This is a genomic window from Bacillus sp. FSL K6-3312 (genome assembly GCF_038007485.1).
Lineage (GTDB): Bacteria > Bacillota > Bacilli > Bacillales > Bacillaceae > Bacillus > Bacillus pumilus.
In genome coordinates, this window is sequence record NZ_JBBOXI010000001.1 from 2,937,351 (window position 1) to 2,955,104 (window position 17,754).

A 17,754-nucleotide genomic window follows, 5' to 3' on the forward strand; every position below is an offset into this window, starting at 1 on the left:
TCATTGCTCACGCCTATTTTGCCCACGTAAAGCTTTTTCACTAAAGAAAATGTTGGACAGATTCAATTGTCCTCCTTCATGATTTTTGTTAAACTTTAAGGATGCCTATTATTACGCAAGGAGGTTACTGACTTGGATCAGCATAACCCTTTTTTATATTCAAACAGCGAAAAACGCTATCACACATGGAACTATCATTTGCGAGAGCACTTTGGTCATAAAGTATTTAAAGTGGCATTAGATGGCGGCTTTGACTGCCCAAACCGTGATGGTACTGTAGCCCACGGAGGCTGTACATTTTGCAGTGCCGCAGGATCTGGTGACTTTGCAGGAAACCGGGCGGATGATCTCGTCACTCAATTTAACGAAATCAAAGACCGGATGCATACAAAATGGAAAGACGGAAAATATATGGCGTATTTTCAGGCGTATACAAACACACACGCCCCGCTTCCTGTTTTAAAGGAAAAATTTGAAACCGTGATGAATTTGGATGGTGTGGTTGGTTTATCTATTGCGACAAGACCTGACTGCCTGCCAGATGACGTGGTGGAGTATTTAGCTGAATTAAATGAGCGCACTTATCTCTGGGTAGAGCTTGGTCTTCAAACGGTTCATGAACGGACAGCGATGCTCATTAACCGTGCCCATGATTATGAATGCTACGTAGAAGGTGTAGAAAAACTGCGAAAACACGGCATTCGTGTCTGCTCGCATATCATCAACGGCTTGCCTCTTGAAAACCGGGACATGATGATGGAGACAGCAAAAGCTGTTGCTGATTTAGATGTGCAAGGAATTAAAATTCATTTGCTTCACCTTTTAAAAGGAACCCCAATGGTCAAGCAATATGAAAAAGGCAAATTGGAGTTTCTAAGCCAGGAAGAATATGTCCAGCTTGTTTGTGATCAGCTAGAGATCCTGCCGCCAGAAATGATTATTCATCGTATTACAGGCGATGGCCCTATTGAATTAATGGTCGGTCCAATGTGGAGTGTAAATAAGTGGGAAGTATTAAATGCCATTAATGCTGAGCTTGAAAGACGTAACAGCTACCAAGGCAAACGTTTCGTCAGATTGGAAGAAGCAGCAAAATGATCTTGAAACGCATGCTCCCTTTTAGTAAAGAGCTGTTAGAACGGGCTTGTCAAAAAGGCGACATCGTCATTGATGCAACGATGGGAAATGGCCACGATACACTCTATTTAGCTGATCTTGTCGGTCATGATGGACAAGTTTTCGCATTCGACGTACAAGAAGAAGCCATACAGCAGACGCGCCAAAGGCTTGGCGAGGGATATCCATATGTTCATCTGATTCACGATGGTCATGAAAAACTGGCTCAACACTTGCCAAGAGATGTATATGCACATATCTCTGGCGCAGTGTTTAACCTTGGGTACTTGCCCGGAGGCGATAAAGCCGTCACTACTCAGGCCGATACAACCATTGAAGCCATTGAGCAGCTCCTCGACTGGCTTAAACCCGGAGGTCTGATCGTCCTTGTGATTTATCATGGACACCCAGAAGGGAAAAGAGAAAAAGAAGTGCTTCTCGACTATTGCAGATCACTTCCTCATGAAGAGGTACAAGTTTTATCATATCAATACATGAATATTCAAAACGACCCGCCTTTTGTGGTCGCCATTGAAAAAAAGCTAAAATGATGTTCATTTTAGCTTTTTTTCTTCTTTTCAGCGTGATAGAAAACCTTTGTAGTTTAGGAAGGGCGAGCACCGGAGCAGAGACCTGACACCGAATGCGAAGGTTTGTCTATACGCTAAAGCTCAAATCCTAATGGATTTGAGCTTTTTTATGAGGATTTCATCCAAGGCATTTTCTGATAGGTCCGGTAAGCTCTTCCGTTGATATAGAAAAAGAACGATGTTTTCCCGCTTGATTTGATCAGCCGTTTTGCCAGCTTATTCATCTCTTTTTGGGCTGTCACTTTTTCATCGGACAAATAGACTGCCAATAATCCTCTGTTAATTAATTTATGAAAGTTTTCATGCGGAATGCCTTTCAGCTGCTCATCCGCTTTTTCAATAAAATGCTGAAGTCTATCCATCATCTCATGATGAGAAGCATAGTAGGAGCAAAAGTTCAGATCTCCCCCCAGCCTATCTTCTTCTTGGTCAATTAAATAATCAAGTAAAATGTGCAGACCTTGAATATAAGGGAAATAGCTTTCGTAAATTTGCTTCGCCTGCTTTTCTGTAAAGTCCGGCTGCAGCGCGTACGCCACAAGACAGAAAATCCCTAACGTTGATCCTGCACAAGCTGAAAATTCATACCATTCCATCTTAGGCAAATCCTTTTCATATTGGCGGAACCATGACTCTAGTCGAGGCACACGTTCATGAGGGACCACGTGTTTATGTACTTGTAAATCACTATAATAATCACACAGCGTGTGTACATACGGCTGAATGATCGGATAATGCTCAAGGCGTGACAGCACGTCTTGACATGTGCGGACAAGCGCATGTAAATACCCATGATCCTCTTGCTCATCACGGAATTGATAATACGGCTTGAGTTCAGCATGAATATCAAGCGCATCTCTCATTGCTTGATGCAGCATATGAAAATCTTTTGGATCAAGTGACGTACTGCGGTCACATAGGTTATCTAAGTAATCACTGATGGTTTGATACGCCACAATGAATTCAATACACGTTTCTTTCGCCTCACCTGCTAGAAGAGATAAAATACCTCCGCCTTCGCAGTGAAAGGTTTTACTCGATATGCTTGCTAATGCCTGCGTTCGCAGTTCTTCATTTTCAATCATTTCTGCATGAGCTCGCCACTTTTTTAGCTCCTGATGAACAAGCGGAAAAATATCTTTATACACCTTTGTCATCAGTGCAAAAGGACGCTCTGGTACTGACAAATCAATCCACCCCTAACTTAAAAGCTCACCATCAAATATATTGATCTGTAAAGGCTCTTGCTGCCTTAAACACATCTTCTCTTTCCGGTTCATTAAAAATTTCGTGATACAGCTCTTCCCATTCACGATATGATTTATTGGTTGATTCAATGCCATTGAACCATTTGATCACCCTCGTTTTATCGACGATTTTATCATCGCCCGCCTGCATTAAAAGGAGCGGAATCGATTTAAAGACATTCGTAGGCTGCATGGCTGCATCAATATTTTTGATCAGCTCTCGGTACCAGCGAACCGACACCTTTGTTACGTAAAGGGAATCATTTGAGTCTGCCTCAATCACAGCCTGATTTCGTGTGGCTAGTTCAATCGACAGCCCTGACTCGACTTTAAAGGACGGTGCGAGCACATTTAGACCTTTTGATGCAAAATCCATTAGCTTCTTCGGTTTAAATTGCAGACCTAAACAAGGTGATGATAAAATAAGGCCATCAATCTTCGTATGGGTATACTGCTTGACCCACTCAATTGAAATGAGTCCGCCCATACTGTGTCCAAGTAAAAAAGTAGGAAGTCTGAATGATTTCGCATGTTCGATCCATTCATCTACTGTATCAATGTATTCTTGAAACGAACGAATGTGGCCGCGCGCACGTGTCGATGTCCCTTGCCCAGGGAGGTCACCCATGACGACGTGATAGCCGGCATTTCGCCACATTTCGATCACCCATTTATATCGGCCGTGATATTCACTCGCACCATGTACAATCACAATTGTACCAACTGGTCTTTCAGCATGCCAAGTCCACAAAGTAAACACCTCACAAATGTTGTATTAAGAAAGGAAGTCGAAAAAGTGATTTATCCATATCATCAGTTTACACCTGAGATTCATGAATCGGTCTTTGTCGCAGATAACGCCACCATTACTGGAGATGTCACGATTGGAGAATATTCGAGCGTGTGGTTCCAAACCGTCATCAGAGGCGATGTCGCTCCTGTGAGAATTGGAAAAAACGTCAATATTCAAGATTTATCCTGTCTGCATCAAAGTCCTGGAAAAACACTTCTTATAGAAGATGGTGCTACCATTGGACACCAAGTCACATTACATAGCTCAATCATTCGAAAAAATGCCCTCATTGGTATGGGGTCTATCATTCTCGATGGTGCAGAAATTGGCGAAGGTGCCTTTATCGGTGCAGGTAGTCTTGTCCCTCAAGGAAAGGTCATTCCAAAAGGATCACTCGCTTTCGGCCGTCCAGCCAAGGTCGTCCGGCAGTTAACAGATGAAGATATCCAAGACATGGACAGAATCCGTAGAGAATATGTAGAAAAAGGACAATACTATCGTTCCCTTATATCCCGTTAACATCATACGCGTATCTTCACTTTATCATGTTTTTTTCAGGATATTAAGCAATAACTATGAACCGCTTGTTATTTTACCCTTTTCCGCCGCTTTCTATCATAACAAAAAAGGTTTTCAGCTTTGTGCTGAAAACCTTTTTTCATTAACTAAAGATAACTTCTTTCGGTTGATGATTCAACTGCTCTGGATCAATGCTGCGCTCCACATAAATGCTGTGCCAAATCATAAAGATAAGGACGGTCCAAATCTTACGGCTATGATCTGCTTTACCAGCACAATGCTCATTTAATAAATCAAGCACATACTCTTTGTTAATGTATTCATCTGTTTGACTGTTTTTGATGATGTCTTTTGCCCAAGCATTCATCTCATTTTTCAACCAATGACGAATTGGCACAGGGAAACCAAGCTTTTTACGGTTTAACACATGGTCAGGCACAATGCCTTCTGCTGCTTTACGCAATAAATATTTCGTTGTGCCATCTTTTGTTTTCAGCTCTTCTGGAATTTTAGAAGCCGCTTCAAAAACGACCTTATCAAGGAATGGAACACGAAGCTCAAGAGAATTCGCCATCGTCATCTTGTCTGCTTTCAATAAGATGTCTCCGCGCATCCACGTATGGATATCAACATATTGCATTTTGTTAATATCACTGTAGCCTGCGCTTTCCTCAAAGTATGTCTTCGTTACGTCACGATACGTGATGCTTGGATCATAATGCTTTAAGAGGTTTTTCTTCACTGGCTCTTCAAAGATTTTCGCATTACCGATATAACGTTCCTCTAATGGCGTACAACCGCGAACGATAAAGCTCTTCCCTTTCATTCCTTCTGGCATTAAACGAGCCAGACGAAGAAGAAGCTTTTTCAGCATAGATGGTACAGATTCAAATGGTTTAAGAGAAATAGGCTCACGGTAAATATTATATCCACCGAACAGCTCGTCCGCTCCTTCACCTGAAAGAACAACCGTCACTTGTTTCTTCGCTTCTTTTGCCACGAAATACAATGGAATCGCCGCCGGATCAGCTAAAGGATCGTCTAAATGCCAGACAATCTTCGGAAGCTCGTTCATATATTCCTCTGGAGAAATGACGGCGCTGAAGTTTTGTAAGCCTAGCTTATCAGCTGTTTCCTTCGCGACATCGACTTCACTAAAGCCATCCTGCTGGAAACCAACAGAGAATGTCTTCAGTTCAGGGTGTAATTCCTTTGCGACAGACACGATGAAGGAAGAATCAATACCACCTGAGAGGAATGAACCAACAGGTACATCACTTCTCATGTGAACTTTCACAGAATCATAGATCGCATCACGTACTTCTTCGATTAACTTCTGTTCTTGTGTTTGCTCAGGCTTGAATTGAACTTTCCAGTATGTCTTAAATTCGATCTCCTGTCCTGGGCGTAAAATAAACTGATGACCAGGCTCAACTTTATGCACCTTTTGATCAAGCGTATTTGGCTCAGGAACGAATTGGAACGACATGTACTGCTGCAATGAAGTCTCATCAAATAAAATGTTCTCGTTCACAGCCATCAAGCTTTTGCGCTCAGACGCAAAATACACTTGCTCATCCATTTGTGTAAAATAAAGCGGTTTGATGCCAAAAGCATCTCTTGCGCCATATAATTGCTGCGCTTCTTTATCCCAAATTAAAAATGCAAACATGCCGCGAAGCTTAGAAGCCGCTTCTTCTTTATAATGACGGTATGTGGCAAGCAGTACTTCCGTATCAGAATCTGTGCTGAACGTATAGCCCTTTTTCACAAGCTCTTCCTTCAGCTCCACATAGTTATAAATTTCCCCGTTAAAAATAATCCAATACTTTTCATCTTCATAAGAAAGCGGCTGCTTTCCGTGCTCAACATCTATAATACTTAAACGTCTAAATCCAAATCCTACATGCTCATCATGAAAGTAACCCTCATCATCCGGACCACGGTGAACGATGAGACGATTCATTTGTTTAATTAACTCTTCCTGCTCAGTAGTTTCGGACAATGGACGGTGATTAAACACACCAACAAACCCACACATATTATTGCCTCCACGTTATGTTATTTCTTAAAAGTAGACCTATAATTAGACAGTTATTTGTCCGATTTTGTTTCACATTTTTTCGCTTATTGTAGAATTTTTTTTTTAATCAAAAGGAAAACCGCTTAAAATAAGCGGTTTTATATGTTGTTATTGTCCTAATGCTTCCTTGCGAAGTGTATCGGCTTTATCCGTTTTTTCCCACGGAAGATCTAAATCATGACGGCCGAAATGTCCGTATGCAGCTGTTTGTTTGTAGATCGGACGACGCAGGTCAAGCATTTTAATAATGCCAGCTGGACGAAGATCGAAGTTCGCACGAACCACTTCAATTAATTTTTCTTCAGAAGCTTTTCCTGTTCCGAAAGTATCAATTGAAATCGATACAGGCTGTGCAACACCAATTGCATAAGCAAGTTGTACTTCACAAGAATCTGCAAGGCCGGCAGCTACAATGTTTTTCGCTACGTAACGAGCAGCGTATGCCGCTGAACGGTCAACCTTTGTTGCGTCCTTCCCAGAGAAAGCACCGCCGCCATGACGAGCGTATCCGCCATACGTATCAACGATGATTTTACGTCCAGTTAAACCAGCATCCCCTTGAGGTCCACCGATCACGAAACGGCCAGTTGGGTTAATAAAGTATTTTGTCTGTTCATCAATCAGTTCACTTGGAACGACAGGGCTGATGACATGCTCTTTTAAGTCGCTTTGAATTTGTTCAAGCGTCACTTCTGGTGCATGCTGCGTAGAAATAACCACTGTATCAATACGAACAGGTTTATTTTGATCATCATATTCTACTGTTACTTGTGTTTTTCCATCTGGACGTAGATAAGCAAGTGTTTGATCCTTGCGAACTTCAGTTAAACGGAGAGATAATTTATGCGCTAGTGAAATCGGCAGCGGCATAAGTTCTTCGGTTTCGTTGTTGGCAAAACCAAACATCAATCCTTGGTCACCTGCACCGATCGCATCAAGTTCTTCTTCAGTCATTGTGCCTTCACGTGCTTCAAGCGCTCTGTCTACACCTTGCGCAATATCAGCAGACTGTTCATCAATAGATGTGAGCACTGCACATGTTTCCGCATCAAAACCATATTTCGCACGCGTGTAGCCAATTTCCTTAATCGTGTCACGCACCGTCTTTGGAATATCGACATAAGTAGACGTTGTAATTTCTCCGCTTACTAATACGAGACCCGTTGTAACAGAAGTTTCACAGGCAACACGTGCATTTGGATCTTTCTTTAAAATTTCATCCAAAATGCTGTCTGAAATTTGATCACAGATTTTATCCGGATGTCCTTCTGTCACTGATTCTGAAGTAAATAAACGACGATTTTGACTCATAATGGCTATTTCCTCCTGTACAAGACCACATCATCCCAAGATGAGGCCTCCAATATGATACGGAACTCGTTCCCTCTTATATTTGAAAACGTTTCTATTAGAGATGTTATTGGCAATTTGTTCATATGATGTCCCAAAAATAAAAAAACCATTTCCTTCATTGCGAGGAAAGGGTCTGGGATCGCATGCCTTTCACTCTTATCGCTCAAGGTGTTCTTGTACCTTGCATCAGGTTAGCACCTTGGTTTCTCAGCATATTCATGCCTTTTCATAAGAAACCGGTTGCTGGGCTTCATCGGGCCTGTCCCTCCACCAACTCGGGATAAGAGTATCCGTTCAATAAGATATCTTATCTTAAACACTTGCGTCATGTCAATGCTTCGTCAGAATTATCTTCCCTTTTTTTCACCACAATATGAGCATCACCAAAAAGCATATTTTCATAGCAGAAATGAAAAAACACACACAAAAATATTTAAATAGTATAGACTATTGTTATGAATGTGTTATACTAATCGAAACAAAACAAATTCAACAGTAAAGGAAGGGTTTTTTTATGAACTCAGTGGATTTAAAAGAAGATTTGCAGTCATTGCTCTCATTAGAAAATACGCACCAAAATTTATCTGTTCCGAAACTTGTTGAAAAGATTTTGGCACGTGATGAAGGCGTTTTAACATCAACAGGAGCTGTCCGTGCTACAACGGGTGCCTACACAGGACGTTCGCCTAAAGATAAATTTATCGTGAAAGAAGAAAGCTCTGAACATAAAATTGATTGGGGTCAAGTCAACCAGCCGATTTCTAAAGAAGCATTTGACCGTTTATATACAAAGGTTGTGTCATACTTAAAAGAACGTGATGAACTATTTGTCTTTGAAGGATTTGCCGGCGCAGATGAAAGATACCGTATGCCAATTACAGTGGTAAACGAATTTGCATGGCACAATCTCTTTGCAAAGCAACTATTCATCAGACCTGACGGATCAACACCTTCTTCAAACGAAAAACCATTCACCATCTTATCTGCACCGCATTTTAAAGCAGATCCTGAAACAGATGGCACAAACTCTGAAACGTTTATTATCGTTTCTTTTGAAAAACGCACCATTCTGATCGGTGGAACAGAGTATGCAGGAGAGATGAAAAAGTCCATCTTCTCTGTCATGAACTACCTGCTTCCTGAGCAAGATATTTTATCCATGCACTGCTCAGCAAACGTCGGTCAAGAAGGCGATGTCGCACTATTCTTCGGCCTTTCAGGTACTGGGAAAACGACGCTTTCTGCAAGTGCAAGCCGCAAGCTGATCGGTGACGATGAACACGGCTGGTCTGGCTCAGGAGTCTTCAATATTGAGGGCGGATGCTATGCGAAATGTGTGAACTTAAGCGAAGAAAAAGAGCCGCAAATCTACAAAGCCATCAGCTTTGGATCAGTTCTTGAAAATGTTGTGCTTGATGAAGAAACACGTGAAGCGGATTATGATGATACGTTCTTCACTGAAAACACACGAGCTGCTTACCCAATCGAAATGATTGATAACATCGTGAAGCCAAGTATCGCAGGACACCCATCTGCCATTGTCTTCTTAACAGCTGATGCATTTGGCGTTTTACCTCCAATCAGCCGTTTAACAAAAGAACAGGCGATGTACCATTTCTTAAGCGGTTACACAAGTAAATTAGCAGGAACTGAGCGCGGTGTCACATCACCAGAAACGACATTCTCTACTTGCTTTGGTTCACCATTCTTGCCGCTTCCAGCTCACGTCTATGCTGAAATGCTTGGCAAGAAAATTGATGAGCACGGCGCAAAAGTATTCCTTGTGAATACAGGCTGGACTGGTGGAGGCTATGGTACAGGCAAACGTATGAACCTAGCGCATACAAGAGCAATGGTGCAAGCAGCGATCGAAGGCGACCTCGACAACGCCGAAATGATCACTGATGACATCTTTGGATTACACATCCCGCTTCATATTCCTGGCGTACCAGATGAAGTGCTTCAACCATCTAAAACATGGGATGACCAAGAGGCTTATCAAGAAAAAGCACACTTCCTTGCCAATGAATTTAAAAAGAACTTCCAAAAATTCAGCCACGCAGCAAGTGACATTGAAGCCAAAGGCGGACCACTCGTATAATCAAATGACAAAAGCTGAGGGGAATCATTCCCTCAGCTTTTTTGTTAGTTCGTTGAATGTAATGATACGAGACGGTAAGTCACCTTTGTCACATTGTCTGTAAGCTCTAGCTTTTCAACGAGTGCTGTCCCTGTTTTTTCTCCGTCTTTCGTTTTACGCACCTCAAGCGGAATATTTAATGGATAAATGCGGTACCCTTCCTTCATGAGTTCAAATACATTCTCTTCAATTCTTGTCTCTTTTCCCTTCGTGACAATCATTGTATTAAATTCAACAGGCATTCCCATATTGAAAATCCCCCTACTTTCTAAATTTCGTTATACTGCTTATTTTACCACATTTCCGCTTTTCCGGCTGTGCATCCACGTCGTCAGCCTTCTGACAATTTCCCGATTATGCTGCGGCGGAAAATAATGGTTGTATCCATGGAAATACCAAGTCTCCACTGACTTTCCGTGCTGGCGCAGCGCATCTTCTAATAAATACGCATGCTCAATGGATACATTCTGATCCTCTTCTCCGTGGATGATGAGAACAGGCGCTTCAATTTTATCCACATCATTTAAAGGCGTTCTATCCTCATAGGCCTCTGGCACCTTGTGCGGGGGACCGCCAATCACACGTTTCATCATCCTTCTCATATCCACACGCTCTTCATAGGTGAGCTTCATATCACTGACGCCTCCCCATGTCACAAAGGAAGCGGCCTCCTGTTTCATTTCAACAGCGGTCCAAATGCCCATAATGCCTCCGCGCGAAAAACCAAAGATATGAATACGATCCTGCTTCACCTTTTTATGGTGCTTTAACAATTGAAAGGCAGCAAAAGCATCTTTCCGGTCCTCTCCGGCAAAGTCTTCGTTTCCTTCGCCTCCCTGATTTCCTCTGTAAAAGGGCGCAAATACGACAAATCCCTGCGCGGCAAATTGCACAATTCGGCCTGGTCTGACCATCCCCACATTTTTTATGCCGCCTCTTAAATACAAAAAGCCGTCATAGAGATCTTCTCCGGCTGGTTCAGCGAGCAGCCCTTTGATCCGAAGTCCATCTGCCTCATAGGTCACTGTAAATAAGTGAATATGCGGATGGGGGGACGGAAACCTTCTTTTTTCCACAATCACTTGATTTCTCTCCTTTTCATCTGTTCTTACGTCAAATGCTTGATGATCGCTTCTGCCACAAGCTGGCCTGATTTAGTCACCATCGGCGTGCCGCCGCCTGGATGACTCGTTCCTCCAACAAACCAAAGTCCTTCAATGTCCTTTGACTGATTATTGATGCGGAAGAACGCCTGCTTGAACGAGTTGGAAGACATACCATAAATGGCTCCATGATATGCGCCCGTTTTCTGCTGCAGATCAAGCGGAGTTTGAACCGCTTCATATTCGGCCACATTATCCAGATCAAAGAGACCCTTTTCCTTTAATTTTGTTTTCATAAGCTGCGGGTATGTCTCCTTTAGCATGTCCCAATCTTGCTCTTTTGTCACATAAGGCGCATTCGCCAGTACAAACAAGTTGCTTCTTCCCGGTCCTCCACTTAAAGCTGGTTCTGAATGACCTGAATAACATATGTAAAGCGTTGGATCCTGAGGCAGTTGTTTTTTCTGAAAAATATCCTTGAATTCTTGCTCATAATTCTCTGGGAAAAACACATTGTGATGGGACAGCTGTTCATAGACTTTAGGTACACCTAATAAGAGAACAAAGCCAGATAATGACGGTTCAATGGCAGCAAGCTTTTGATTTAAAAAGCTTGGACGGTCTTTTTCATCAATCAGATGGCGGTAGACAGTCAGCGCGTCCGCTCCGGCAATGACTTGATCAGCTCCATACATCTGGTGAGCCGTTTCTACTCCTTTGATTCGCCGGTCCTTCACATGAATCTTGTTGACTTGTTCATTCAGGTGAATCTGTACGCCTAATTCCTTTGCCAAAGTCTCAAATGCTTCAACTAAACGATATGTACCACCCTTTATGCCATAAATCCCTTTCTCCCCTTCTAAATACGCCATCATATTAAAAATAGCCGGAGCCTCATAGGGAGAAGACCCGATGTATGTAGCATACCGTCCAAACATCGCCAATGTATGCGGATGATGGAAATATTGACGCAGCAAGCGTTGAACGGTTGTAAACGGTTTGACAGAGAGAAGTGCTTTCACGAGCTTTACATCCGCCTTATCCTTCCACGTCAATAACAAACGATTTAAAAACTGATCCTCAGCCTGTTGAAAAAGCATCTTTGATTCCTGTAAAAATGCACGGTATTGCTTCGCATCTTCAGGACTGAATGCTGCAATTTGTGATTCCATCTGCTCAATATTCGGCGTAAATTCGACCGTATGTCCATCTGAAAAAACATTTTTGGTCAGAGGAGAAATCGAATAAAATGTGACGTAATCCTCCATCCGTCTATGACAGGAAGCAAATACTTCCTCAAAGTATGACTTCATTGTAATGGTACTCGGTCCTAGATCAAAAGAATAGCCAGCCTCCTGATGGCGCTGTAATTTCCCGCCTAAAGCTGCTTCTTTTTCTAATATGGTGACCTGAACCCCGCGTGACTGTAAGCGGATCGCTGCTGATAATCCGCCAAGCCCGCCGCCGATGATGATCACTTTTTTCATTCGTACCTTCTCCCTTTCCATTCATACCCTTCTTTTTTCAGCCCGATTTTCATAGAAGCATAGCCAATGGCGATCAGACTCAAAATACTGACCGGTAATAAAAAGGCCATTGCAGATGTTCTTCCGTTCTCAATATCAATTGCCGCTTTGATCGACACACCTAGTCCGTAGCAAAGAATGGATAAACATATACTAAGCACATCCAGCTTTAGCAAAGCCACCATCAAGCAAATGATTGGAGCCAAATAAAGCAGGGTGTATAAACAAAAGACACTGCTTAACAAAGCAATGCTTCGCTTGACACCTGGAAACAAATTTTTCCTGTAACCTTCCCATACCTCTTGTCCACTCTCATACATTCTCATATACACAAACGGATGAATGCTTGCAAGTGTGAACGGAAAGCCTTGTTCCTTCACCCGTTTAGCCAATGCTATATCATCCACTAGCGAATCCTTAATCGCTTCATGCCCGCCGATATTGTGATAGCAACTCTTTTCAATGGCAATAAAGCCCCCATGTGCGGCGGCAAAAGCCGAATTCTTTGATTTTCTGACCCACTTCACAGGCAGATGACAGCCAATCGTAAACATCATCATGGGAACGACCAGATGCTCAAAGAATGTTCCTGTTTTTTGCTCGGGGAAGCCTGACAGCATGCCCGTTTTTTGCGCGCATAACTGCTCGTACACAGCTTCAATTGCTCCCCGTTTCAACCGGACATCCGCATCTAAAAATAACAGCCAATCAGAAGCCGCCACCTCAGCGAGCTGAGAACAGGCGTATGATTTTCCTAGCCAGCCTGGCTTTAATGGCCGGCCTGACTGCACACGAATCCATGGATATGTTTGTGAGAAGCGCTCCACAATCGCTCTTGTCTGATCGGTCGAATGATCATCAAGTACAATCACCTCTTTCGGATAAAGACGTTGATCAACGATCGACTGAAGACAGGCTTCTATCCGTTTCTCCTCATTTCTAGCCGGAATCAAGATCGATAACGAAATAGGTTCATCTGGCGAAAAGGAAGCGGGCTTTAACACAGGAAACTGCTTCATATTCCATATGGTGAATAGAAACTGACAAAGCAACAGCACACTGATTACAGTTAAGAAGAGCGCCATGTTCTCACCCACTTTTTAAAAGAATCAAACGCATCACTTGTTGACTGACTTGTCCTTGTGATCTGTTTAAATTCTTCGTTTATTGAAAAATCAGGATCCGCAATGACCTGTGCTTGATGCCTGTTTAACTGCGTTTCAAGCAGATCGCCAAGTATACGCGTCATATCCTTGCTTCGCAGGGAGCTTCCAGATACGATGGCATCATCACCGAACACAACAGAAACTATTGGCTTTTGATATTGATTAAATGTATACTGCAAGGTTACAGGCTTCACCACGACTTGCTCAAATTGCCTCACTAAAAAAGAAGCCCCTCCTTCCAGCTGAAGCGGCCGCACATCCTGGTGCATAATTTTCCCCTGTGGAAAAAGCCATACCGCTCCGCCATCCTGCATGTTCTCTCTTGCAGTCATTAATGCTTGCTTCACACTTTTCAGATTCTCTTTATGAACTGGAAACGCTCCAAGCTTTCGGAAAAAAGCATATTGCTTCAGCTGCTTCTCTTCCATCATCATGTAGTGATCAAGTTCAGACACCTTTTCTGTTAAAAGAAAAATGATCAGTCCATCCCACCATGAGCTATGATTGGCGAGATAAAGAACAGGCAGGTTTTCCTTCGGGTCCACCGAACCTTTCATCATGACACAGCGGAAATGCTTATGGAGTAAATATCGCTCTAGATAAAGTGAAAATAGACGTCTAAACGATCGGCTTTTGTCGCTTTCTTTCAAATCGAACCCTTCCTTCACACAAAATGACAATGATCAGTGCTAAATAAAAAATAACATCGAGTCCGCCCTTTAATGCCAAAAGACCAAAAAAGAACACCATCGCCTGATAAATACGACTCGTCCAACTCAGTGCCTTTTGATCAATTGAGACAAGCGGGAAAAGAAATGAAAGTCCTGCTCCAATCATACCCCAGCTCACAAAATTCTCAAAAGGAATACCATAAAACCCACCGCCGTCATACCACACCCAAAACTTCCGCTCAGCTGCTACTGGATCTAATATGAGGTCAAGCAACACAATCCATATTCCCGTTTCGACGGCTCGTCTCCACTTTGACTGCTGACTGGATAAAAAAAGGCTGTTTAACAACACGCCAACCCAAGCAAATGCAATGGTTAACGGTACCCCCGCCACTAGAAAACCTAGCGTCGGATAATAGTCATAGGCCCCAAATGGAAACCCCGTTGTGATCCCTACCCACTCCACCGTAAATGTAAGCACCCCGACAATGGCTGCCCTTTTGATGACAAACCCCCATGACCCATAAATCTGTCGCCCAATCTCTATGACGCAGCAAGCATACAGCACAAGAAAGATTCCGTTTGCAAACTGAAGCCATGCTGGCACTTCAAAAAAGACCATTAAGATCAGACCTACTAAATACCATCCAATAAATACCCAACTCAATCTATACACGAAACCGCTCCTTTATTTCTGCCAAATTCAAGAAAGCCTTCATGCCTCTAGTATAGAAAAAAAGACGCGTTCTATAAATAAACAATGCGCTTCTTATTTTCATCTAGGCACTCACCAAAAATCCCTTTTCACATACTTTAATAGTGATCTAGAACAAAGGAGGCGAATTACTCTTGAATCGTTGCATCAAAGTCAGACTGGCATTCATCGTCGTCGTCCTGCTCTTTATTCCATTTGTCGCCTGTAAAAAAGAACAGGAGCAGACCGTACAAGTAGCCGAGGTGACCCATTCGGTCTTTTATGCTCCGCTATATGTCGCCTTATCAGAGGATTTCTTCAAAGAAGAAGGCCTGGAGGTTGAACTAAAAACCACTTGGGGCGGCGATAAAACGATGACAGCTCTCTTATCAGGCGGTGCTGATATCGCCCTGACCGGGTCTGAATCCTCTATCTATGTAGAGGCTCAAGACACAAAGGATTCTGTCATAAACTTTGCACAGCTGACACAAACAGACGGCACATTTCTTGTTTCAAGGGAGAAAGTAAACCAATTCTCTTGGGATCAATTAAAAGGAAAAGACTTCTTAGGACAGCGGAAAGGCGGCATGCCGCAAATGGTTGGTGAATATGTCTTGAAAAAAGAAGGCATTGATGTAAAAAAGGATCTTCGTATGATTCAAAATATTGATTTTGCCAACATTTCAGGTGCGTTCTCCTCTGGAACTGGCGATTTTGTACAGTTATTCGAACCGACCGCTTCCTTACTCGAAAAAGAAGGGAAAGGGTACATTACCGCCTCCTTTGGAGAAGCTTCTGGCAAGGTGCCATATACCACCTTCATGGCAAAGAAGAGTTACTTAGAGGAAAACAAAGAGACCGCTGAAGCCTTCATCCGAGCCATTTACAAAGCGCAGAAATGGGTAGAAGCCAAGCAGCCTGAGGAGATCGCAAAGGCCATTCAGTCTCATTTTCCTGATACAGATCTTGAAGTCTTATCAACTGCCATCAAACGCTACAAACAGCAAGATTCCTATGCAACAGATCCCCTTCTAAATGAAGAAGAATGGAACAAATTGCAGGAAATCATGAAGGAGAGCGGTGAATTGCCGGAATTTATCCCGTACAAACAACTTGTCGATTCATCCATTGCAAAGAAGGTCACAGATCACAAATAGAATAGGAGGTAGCACATGTCTTTCCTTCAAATTGACCATGTGACCCATACGTACTTCTCTTTAAAAGAAAAAACAACAGCTATACAGCACATCAATATGGAGATTGACCAAGGTGAATTCATCTCATTTATTGGTCCCAGCGGCTGCGGAAAAACCACCTTGCTGTCTATCATCGCAGGAATTACGCCGCCCTCTGAAGGTCGAATTTTAATCGAAGGAAAAGAACCAAATCAACAGGAGCATCAAATCGGCTATATGCTCCAGCAAGATTATTTGTTTCCTTGGAAGACCATCAAGGAAAATGTCATTCTCGGGTTAAAAATTGCGAAACAAGATTCGCATGAGGCCACCTCAGCTGCCCTTGATTTACTGCCAAAGCTTGGACTGCCTGAAGTCGAGGAAAAATATCCGAAGGAGCTGTCTGGCGGAATGAGGCAGCGTGCGGCTCTCGCCCGAACGCTTGCAGTTGATCCCGGTCTGCTTTTACTAGATGAGCCATTTTCAGCGCTAGACTACCAAACCAAACTCACATTAGAAGATCTCGTCTTTCACACATTAAAAGACTATCAAAAAACAGCAGTCCTTGTGACACATGACATTGGCGAAGCCATTGCGATGAGTGACCGCATTTTCTTATTCTCAAAACATCCAGGCTCTATCCAGCGAATCTTTACCGTTCCAGACGACATAAGGGCTCTCTCTCCTTTTGAAGCGAGACAGACCCCGCATTTCCAAGAGCTCTTTCAAACGATTTGGAAGGAGCTGAAAACAGTTGAAACACAGTGACCTTTTACATGAAGCCTATCGCAAAAAATACCGAATGGAAAAACGGATCACACGTATCTATCAGCTCATCATATTCGCCAGCTTCTTTTCGCTTTGGGAGCTTGCCAGTCATTTCAGGTTCATTGATCCGCTTATTTTCAGTTCACCATCTGCGGTCTGCCAATTGTTTGTGCAAAAAATTCAAGATGGTTCTTTAATGAATCATATGAGTATTACATTATTTGAAACGGTGCTCGGTTTTCTACTTGGTACCTTTTGCGGCATTTTGCTCGCTGCCGCCTTATGGTGGTCTACCCGATTCGCAAACGTTCTTGATCCTTATTTAGTTATTTTAAATGCCATGCCAAAAGTTGCCCTCGCCCCCATTTTAATTGTTGCCCTTGGACCTGGTATGATTAGCATCGTCGCCATGGGTGCGATCATTAGTGTGATCATTACGACGATCGTCATTTACACTGCCTTTCAAGAGGTCGATGAGAATTATTTAAAGGTGATGAAAACCTTTGGCGCGAAAAAAAGCGTCGTCTTTCGTGAGGTCATTTTGCCAGCTAGTATTCCAACGATGATTTCTGCCATCAAAGTGAATGTTGGTCTTTCTTGGGTTGGGGTCATTGTAGGGGAATTTCTTGTATCCTCAAAAGGGCTTGGCTACATGATCATATACGGCTTTCAAGTCTTCAACTTTACACTCGTGTTCTTAAGTCTTTTCATTATTGCTGTGTTTGCTACCATCATGTACCAGCTTGTGGAATGGCTCGAACGCCGTTTTCTCCAAAAATAAAAAGCGCAGGGATGGTCTCCCTGCGCTCG

General features: G+C 42.8%; 17 protein-coding genes and 1 riboswitch. Of the genes, 7 read left to right on the forward strand and 10 right to left on the reverse strand.

Annotated features, from left to right (window positions below; translation table 11 throughout):
- Window positions 1–132 precede the first annotated feature (132 nt).
- Window positions 133–1,098: a TIGR01212 family radical SAM protein gene (locus MHI11_RS15315; RefSeq protein ID WP_012010971.1), complete on the forward strand. Its 966-nt coding sequence runs from the start codon at window positions 133–135 to the stop codon at window positions 1,096–1,098.
- A complete protein-coding gene (locus MHI11_RS15320) occupies window positions 1,095–1,667 on the forward strand; it encodes a tRNA (mnm(5)s(2)U34)-methyltransferase (RefSeq protein ID WP_044142159.1) in 573 nt (190 codons plus the stop codon). The genes MHI11_RS15315 and MHI11_RS15320 overlap by 4 nt, the downstream gene beginning before the upstream one ends.
- 146 nt (window positions 1,668–1,813) lie before the next feature.
- On the opposite strand, the gene MHI11_RS15325 is transcribed toward MHI11_RS15320, so the two are convergent.
- Entirely contained in the window at window positions 1,814–2,893 is a 1,080-nt protein-coding gene (locus MHI11_RS15325; protein ID WP_340961441.1) for a tetraprenyl-beta-curcumene synthase family protein, read from the reverse strand.
- 31 nt (window positions 2,894–2,924) lie between these two features.
- Entirely contained in the window at window positions 2,925–3,704 is a 780-nt protein-coding gene (locus tag MHI11_RS15330; RefSeq protein WP_065098653.1) for an alpha/beta hydrolase, read from the reverse strand.
- A gap of 45 nt (window positions 3,705–3,749) precedes the next feature.
- On the opposite strand from MHI11_RS15330, the gene MHI11_RS15335 reads away from it, so the two are divergent.
- The gene (locus MHI11_RS15335; protein WP_012010975.1) at window positions 3,750–4,265 is read left to right on the forward strand and encodes a gamma carbonic anhydrase; all 516 of its coding nucleotides are present in this window, start codon (window positions 3,750–3,752) and stop codon (window positions 4,263–4,265) included.
- 142 nt (window positions 4,266–4,407) lie between these two features.
- Here the strand turns inward: MHI11_RS15335 and asnB are convergent, their stop codons facing one another.
- The gene (gene asnB, locus MHI11_RS15340; RefSeq protein ID WP_340961443.1) at window positions 4,408–6,306 is read right to left on the reverse strand and encodes an asparagine synthase (glutamine-hydrolyzing); all 1,899 of its coding nucleotides are present in this window, start codon (window positions 6,304–6,306) and stop codon (window positions 4,408–4,410) included.
- Between the two features lie 150 nt (window positions 6,307–6,456).
- A complete protein-coding gene (metK, locus tag MHI11_RS15345; protein WP_340961445.1) occupies window positions 6,457–7,659 on the reverse strand; it encodes a methionine adenosyltransferase in 1,203 nt (400 codons plus the stop codon).
- A 195-nt stretch (window positions 7,660–7,854) separates the two neighbouring features.
- A riboswitch (SAM riboswitch) is annotated at window positions 7,855–7,988 on the reverse strand.
- 227 nt (window positions 7,989–8,215) lie between these two features.
- Here metK and pckA point away from each other — a divergent pair.
- Window positions 8,216–9,802, forward strand: coding sequence for a phosphoenolpyruvate carboxykinase (ATP) (pckA, locus tag MHI11_RS15350; RefSeq protein ID WP_012010978.1), 1,587 nt, complete (start codon window positions 8,216–8,218; stop codon window positions 9,800–9,802).
- A 44-nt stretch (window positions 9,803–9,846) separates the two neighbouring features.
- On the opposite strand, the gene MHI11_RS15355 is transcribed toward pckA, so the two are convergent.
- Genes MHI11_RS15355 through MHI11_RS15380 form a run of 6 tightly spaced genes read right to left on the reverse strand, consistent with a single transcriptional unit; the run spans window position 9,847 to window position 14,983 of the window.
- Window positions 9,847–10,089, reverse strand: coding sequence for a DUF2584 domain-containing protein (locus MHI11_RS15355; RefSeq protein ID WP_044142154.1), 243 nt, complete (start codon window positions 10,087–10,089; stop codon window positions 9,847–9,849).
- A gap of 39 nt (window positions 10,090–10,128) precedes the next feature.
- A complete protein-coding gene (locus MHI11_RS15360) occupies window positions 10,129–10,923 on the reverse strand; it encodes an alpha/beta hydrolase family protein (RefSeq protein WP_044142153.1) in 795 nt (264 codons plus the stop codon).
- A 26-nt stretch (window positions 10,924–10,949) separates the two neighbouring features.
- Window positions 10,950–12,431, reverse strand: coding sequence for a phytoene desaturase family protein (locus MHI11_RS15365; RefSeq protein WP_340961448.1), 1,482 nt, complete (start codon window positions 12,429–12,431; stop codon window positions 10,950–10,952).
- Window positions 12,428–13,555 carry a glycosyltransferase gene (locus MHI11_RS15370; RefSeq protein WP_340961451.1) on the reverse strand — a complete coding sequence of 376 codons (1,128 nt, stop codon included), beginning with the start codon at window positions 13,553–13,555 and terminating at the stop codon, window positions 12,428–12,430. Before MHI11_RS15370 ends, MHI11_RS15365 begins: the two co-directional genes overlap by 4 nt.
- Complete coding sequence (locus MHI11_RS15375; RefSeq protein WP_340961453.1) at window positions 13,540–14,286, reverse strand: lysophospholipid acyltransferase family protein; 747 nt, start codon at window positions 14,284–14,286, stop codon at window positions 13,540–13,542. Before MHI11_RS15375 ends, MHI11_RS15370 begins: the two co-directional genes overlap by 16 nt.
- The gene (locus MHI11_RS15380; protein WP_340961455.1) at window positions 14,255–14,983 is read right to left on the reverse strand and encodes a carotenoid biosynthesis protein; all 729 of its coding nucleotides are present in this window, start codon (window positions 14,981–14,983) and stop codon (window positions 14,255–14,257) included. The genes MHI11_RS15375 and MHI11_RS15380 overlap by 32 nt, the downstream gene beginning before the upstream one ends.
- A 173-nt stretch (window positions 14,984–15,156) precedes the next feature.
- On the opposite strand from MHI11_RS15380, the gene MHI11_RS15385 reads away from it, so the two are divergent.
- From MHI11_RS15385 to MHI11_RS15395, 3 genes are read left to right on the forward strand one after another with little or no spacing between them, the layout of a single operon-like run.
- The gene (locus tag MHI11_RS15385; protein WP_340961457.1) at window positions 15,157–16,158 is read left to right on the forward strand and encodes an ABC transporter substrate-binding protein; all 1,002 of its coding nucleotides are present in this window, start codon (window positions 15,157–15,159) and stop codon (window positions 16,156–16,158) included.
- Between the two features lie 15 nt (window positions 16,159–16,173).
- Window positions 16,174–16,944, forward strand: a complete 771-nt coding sequence (locus MHI11_RS15390) for an ABC transporter ATP-binding protein (protein WP_044142147.1) — start codon at window positions 16,174–16,176, stop codon at window positions 16,942–16,944.
- 34 nt (window positions 16,945–16,978) lie between these two features.
- A complete protein-coding gene (locus MHI11_RS15395; protein WP_423190598.1) occupies window positions 16,979–17,725 on the forward strand; it encodes an ABC transporter permease in 747 nt (248 codons plus the stop codon).
- The last annotated feature ends 29 nt before the right edge of the window (window positions 17,726–17,754 follow it).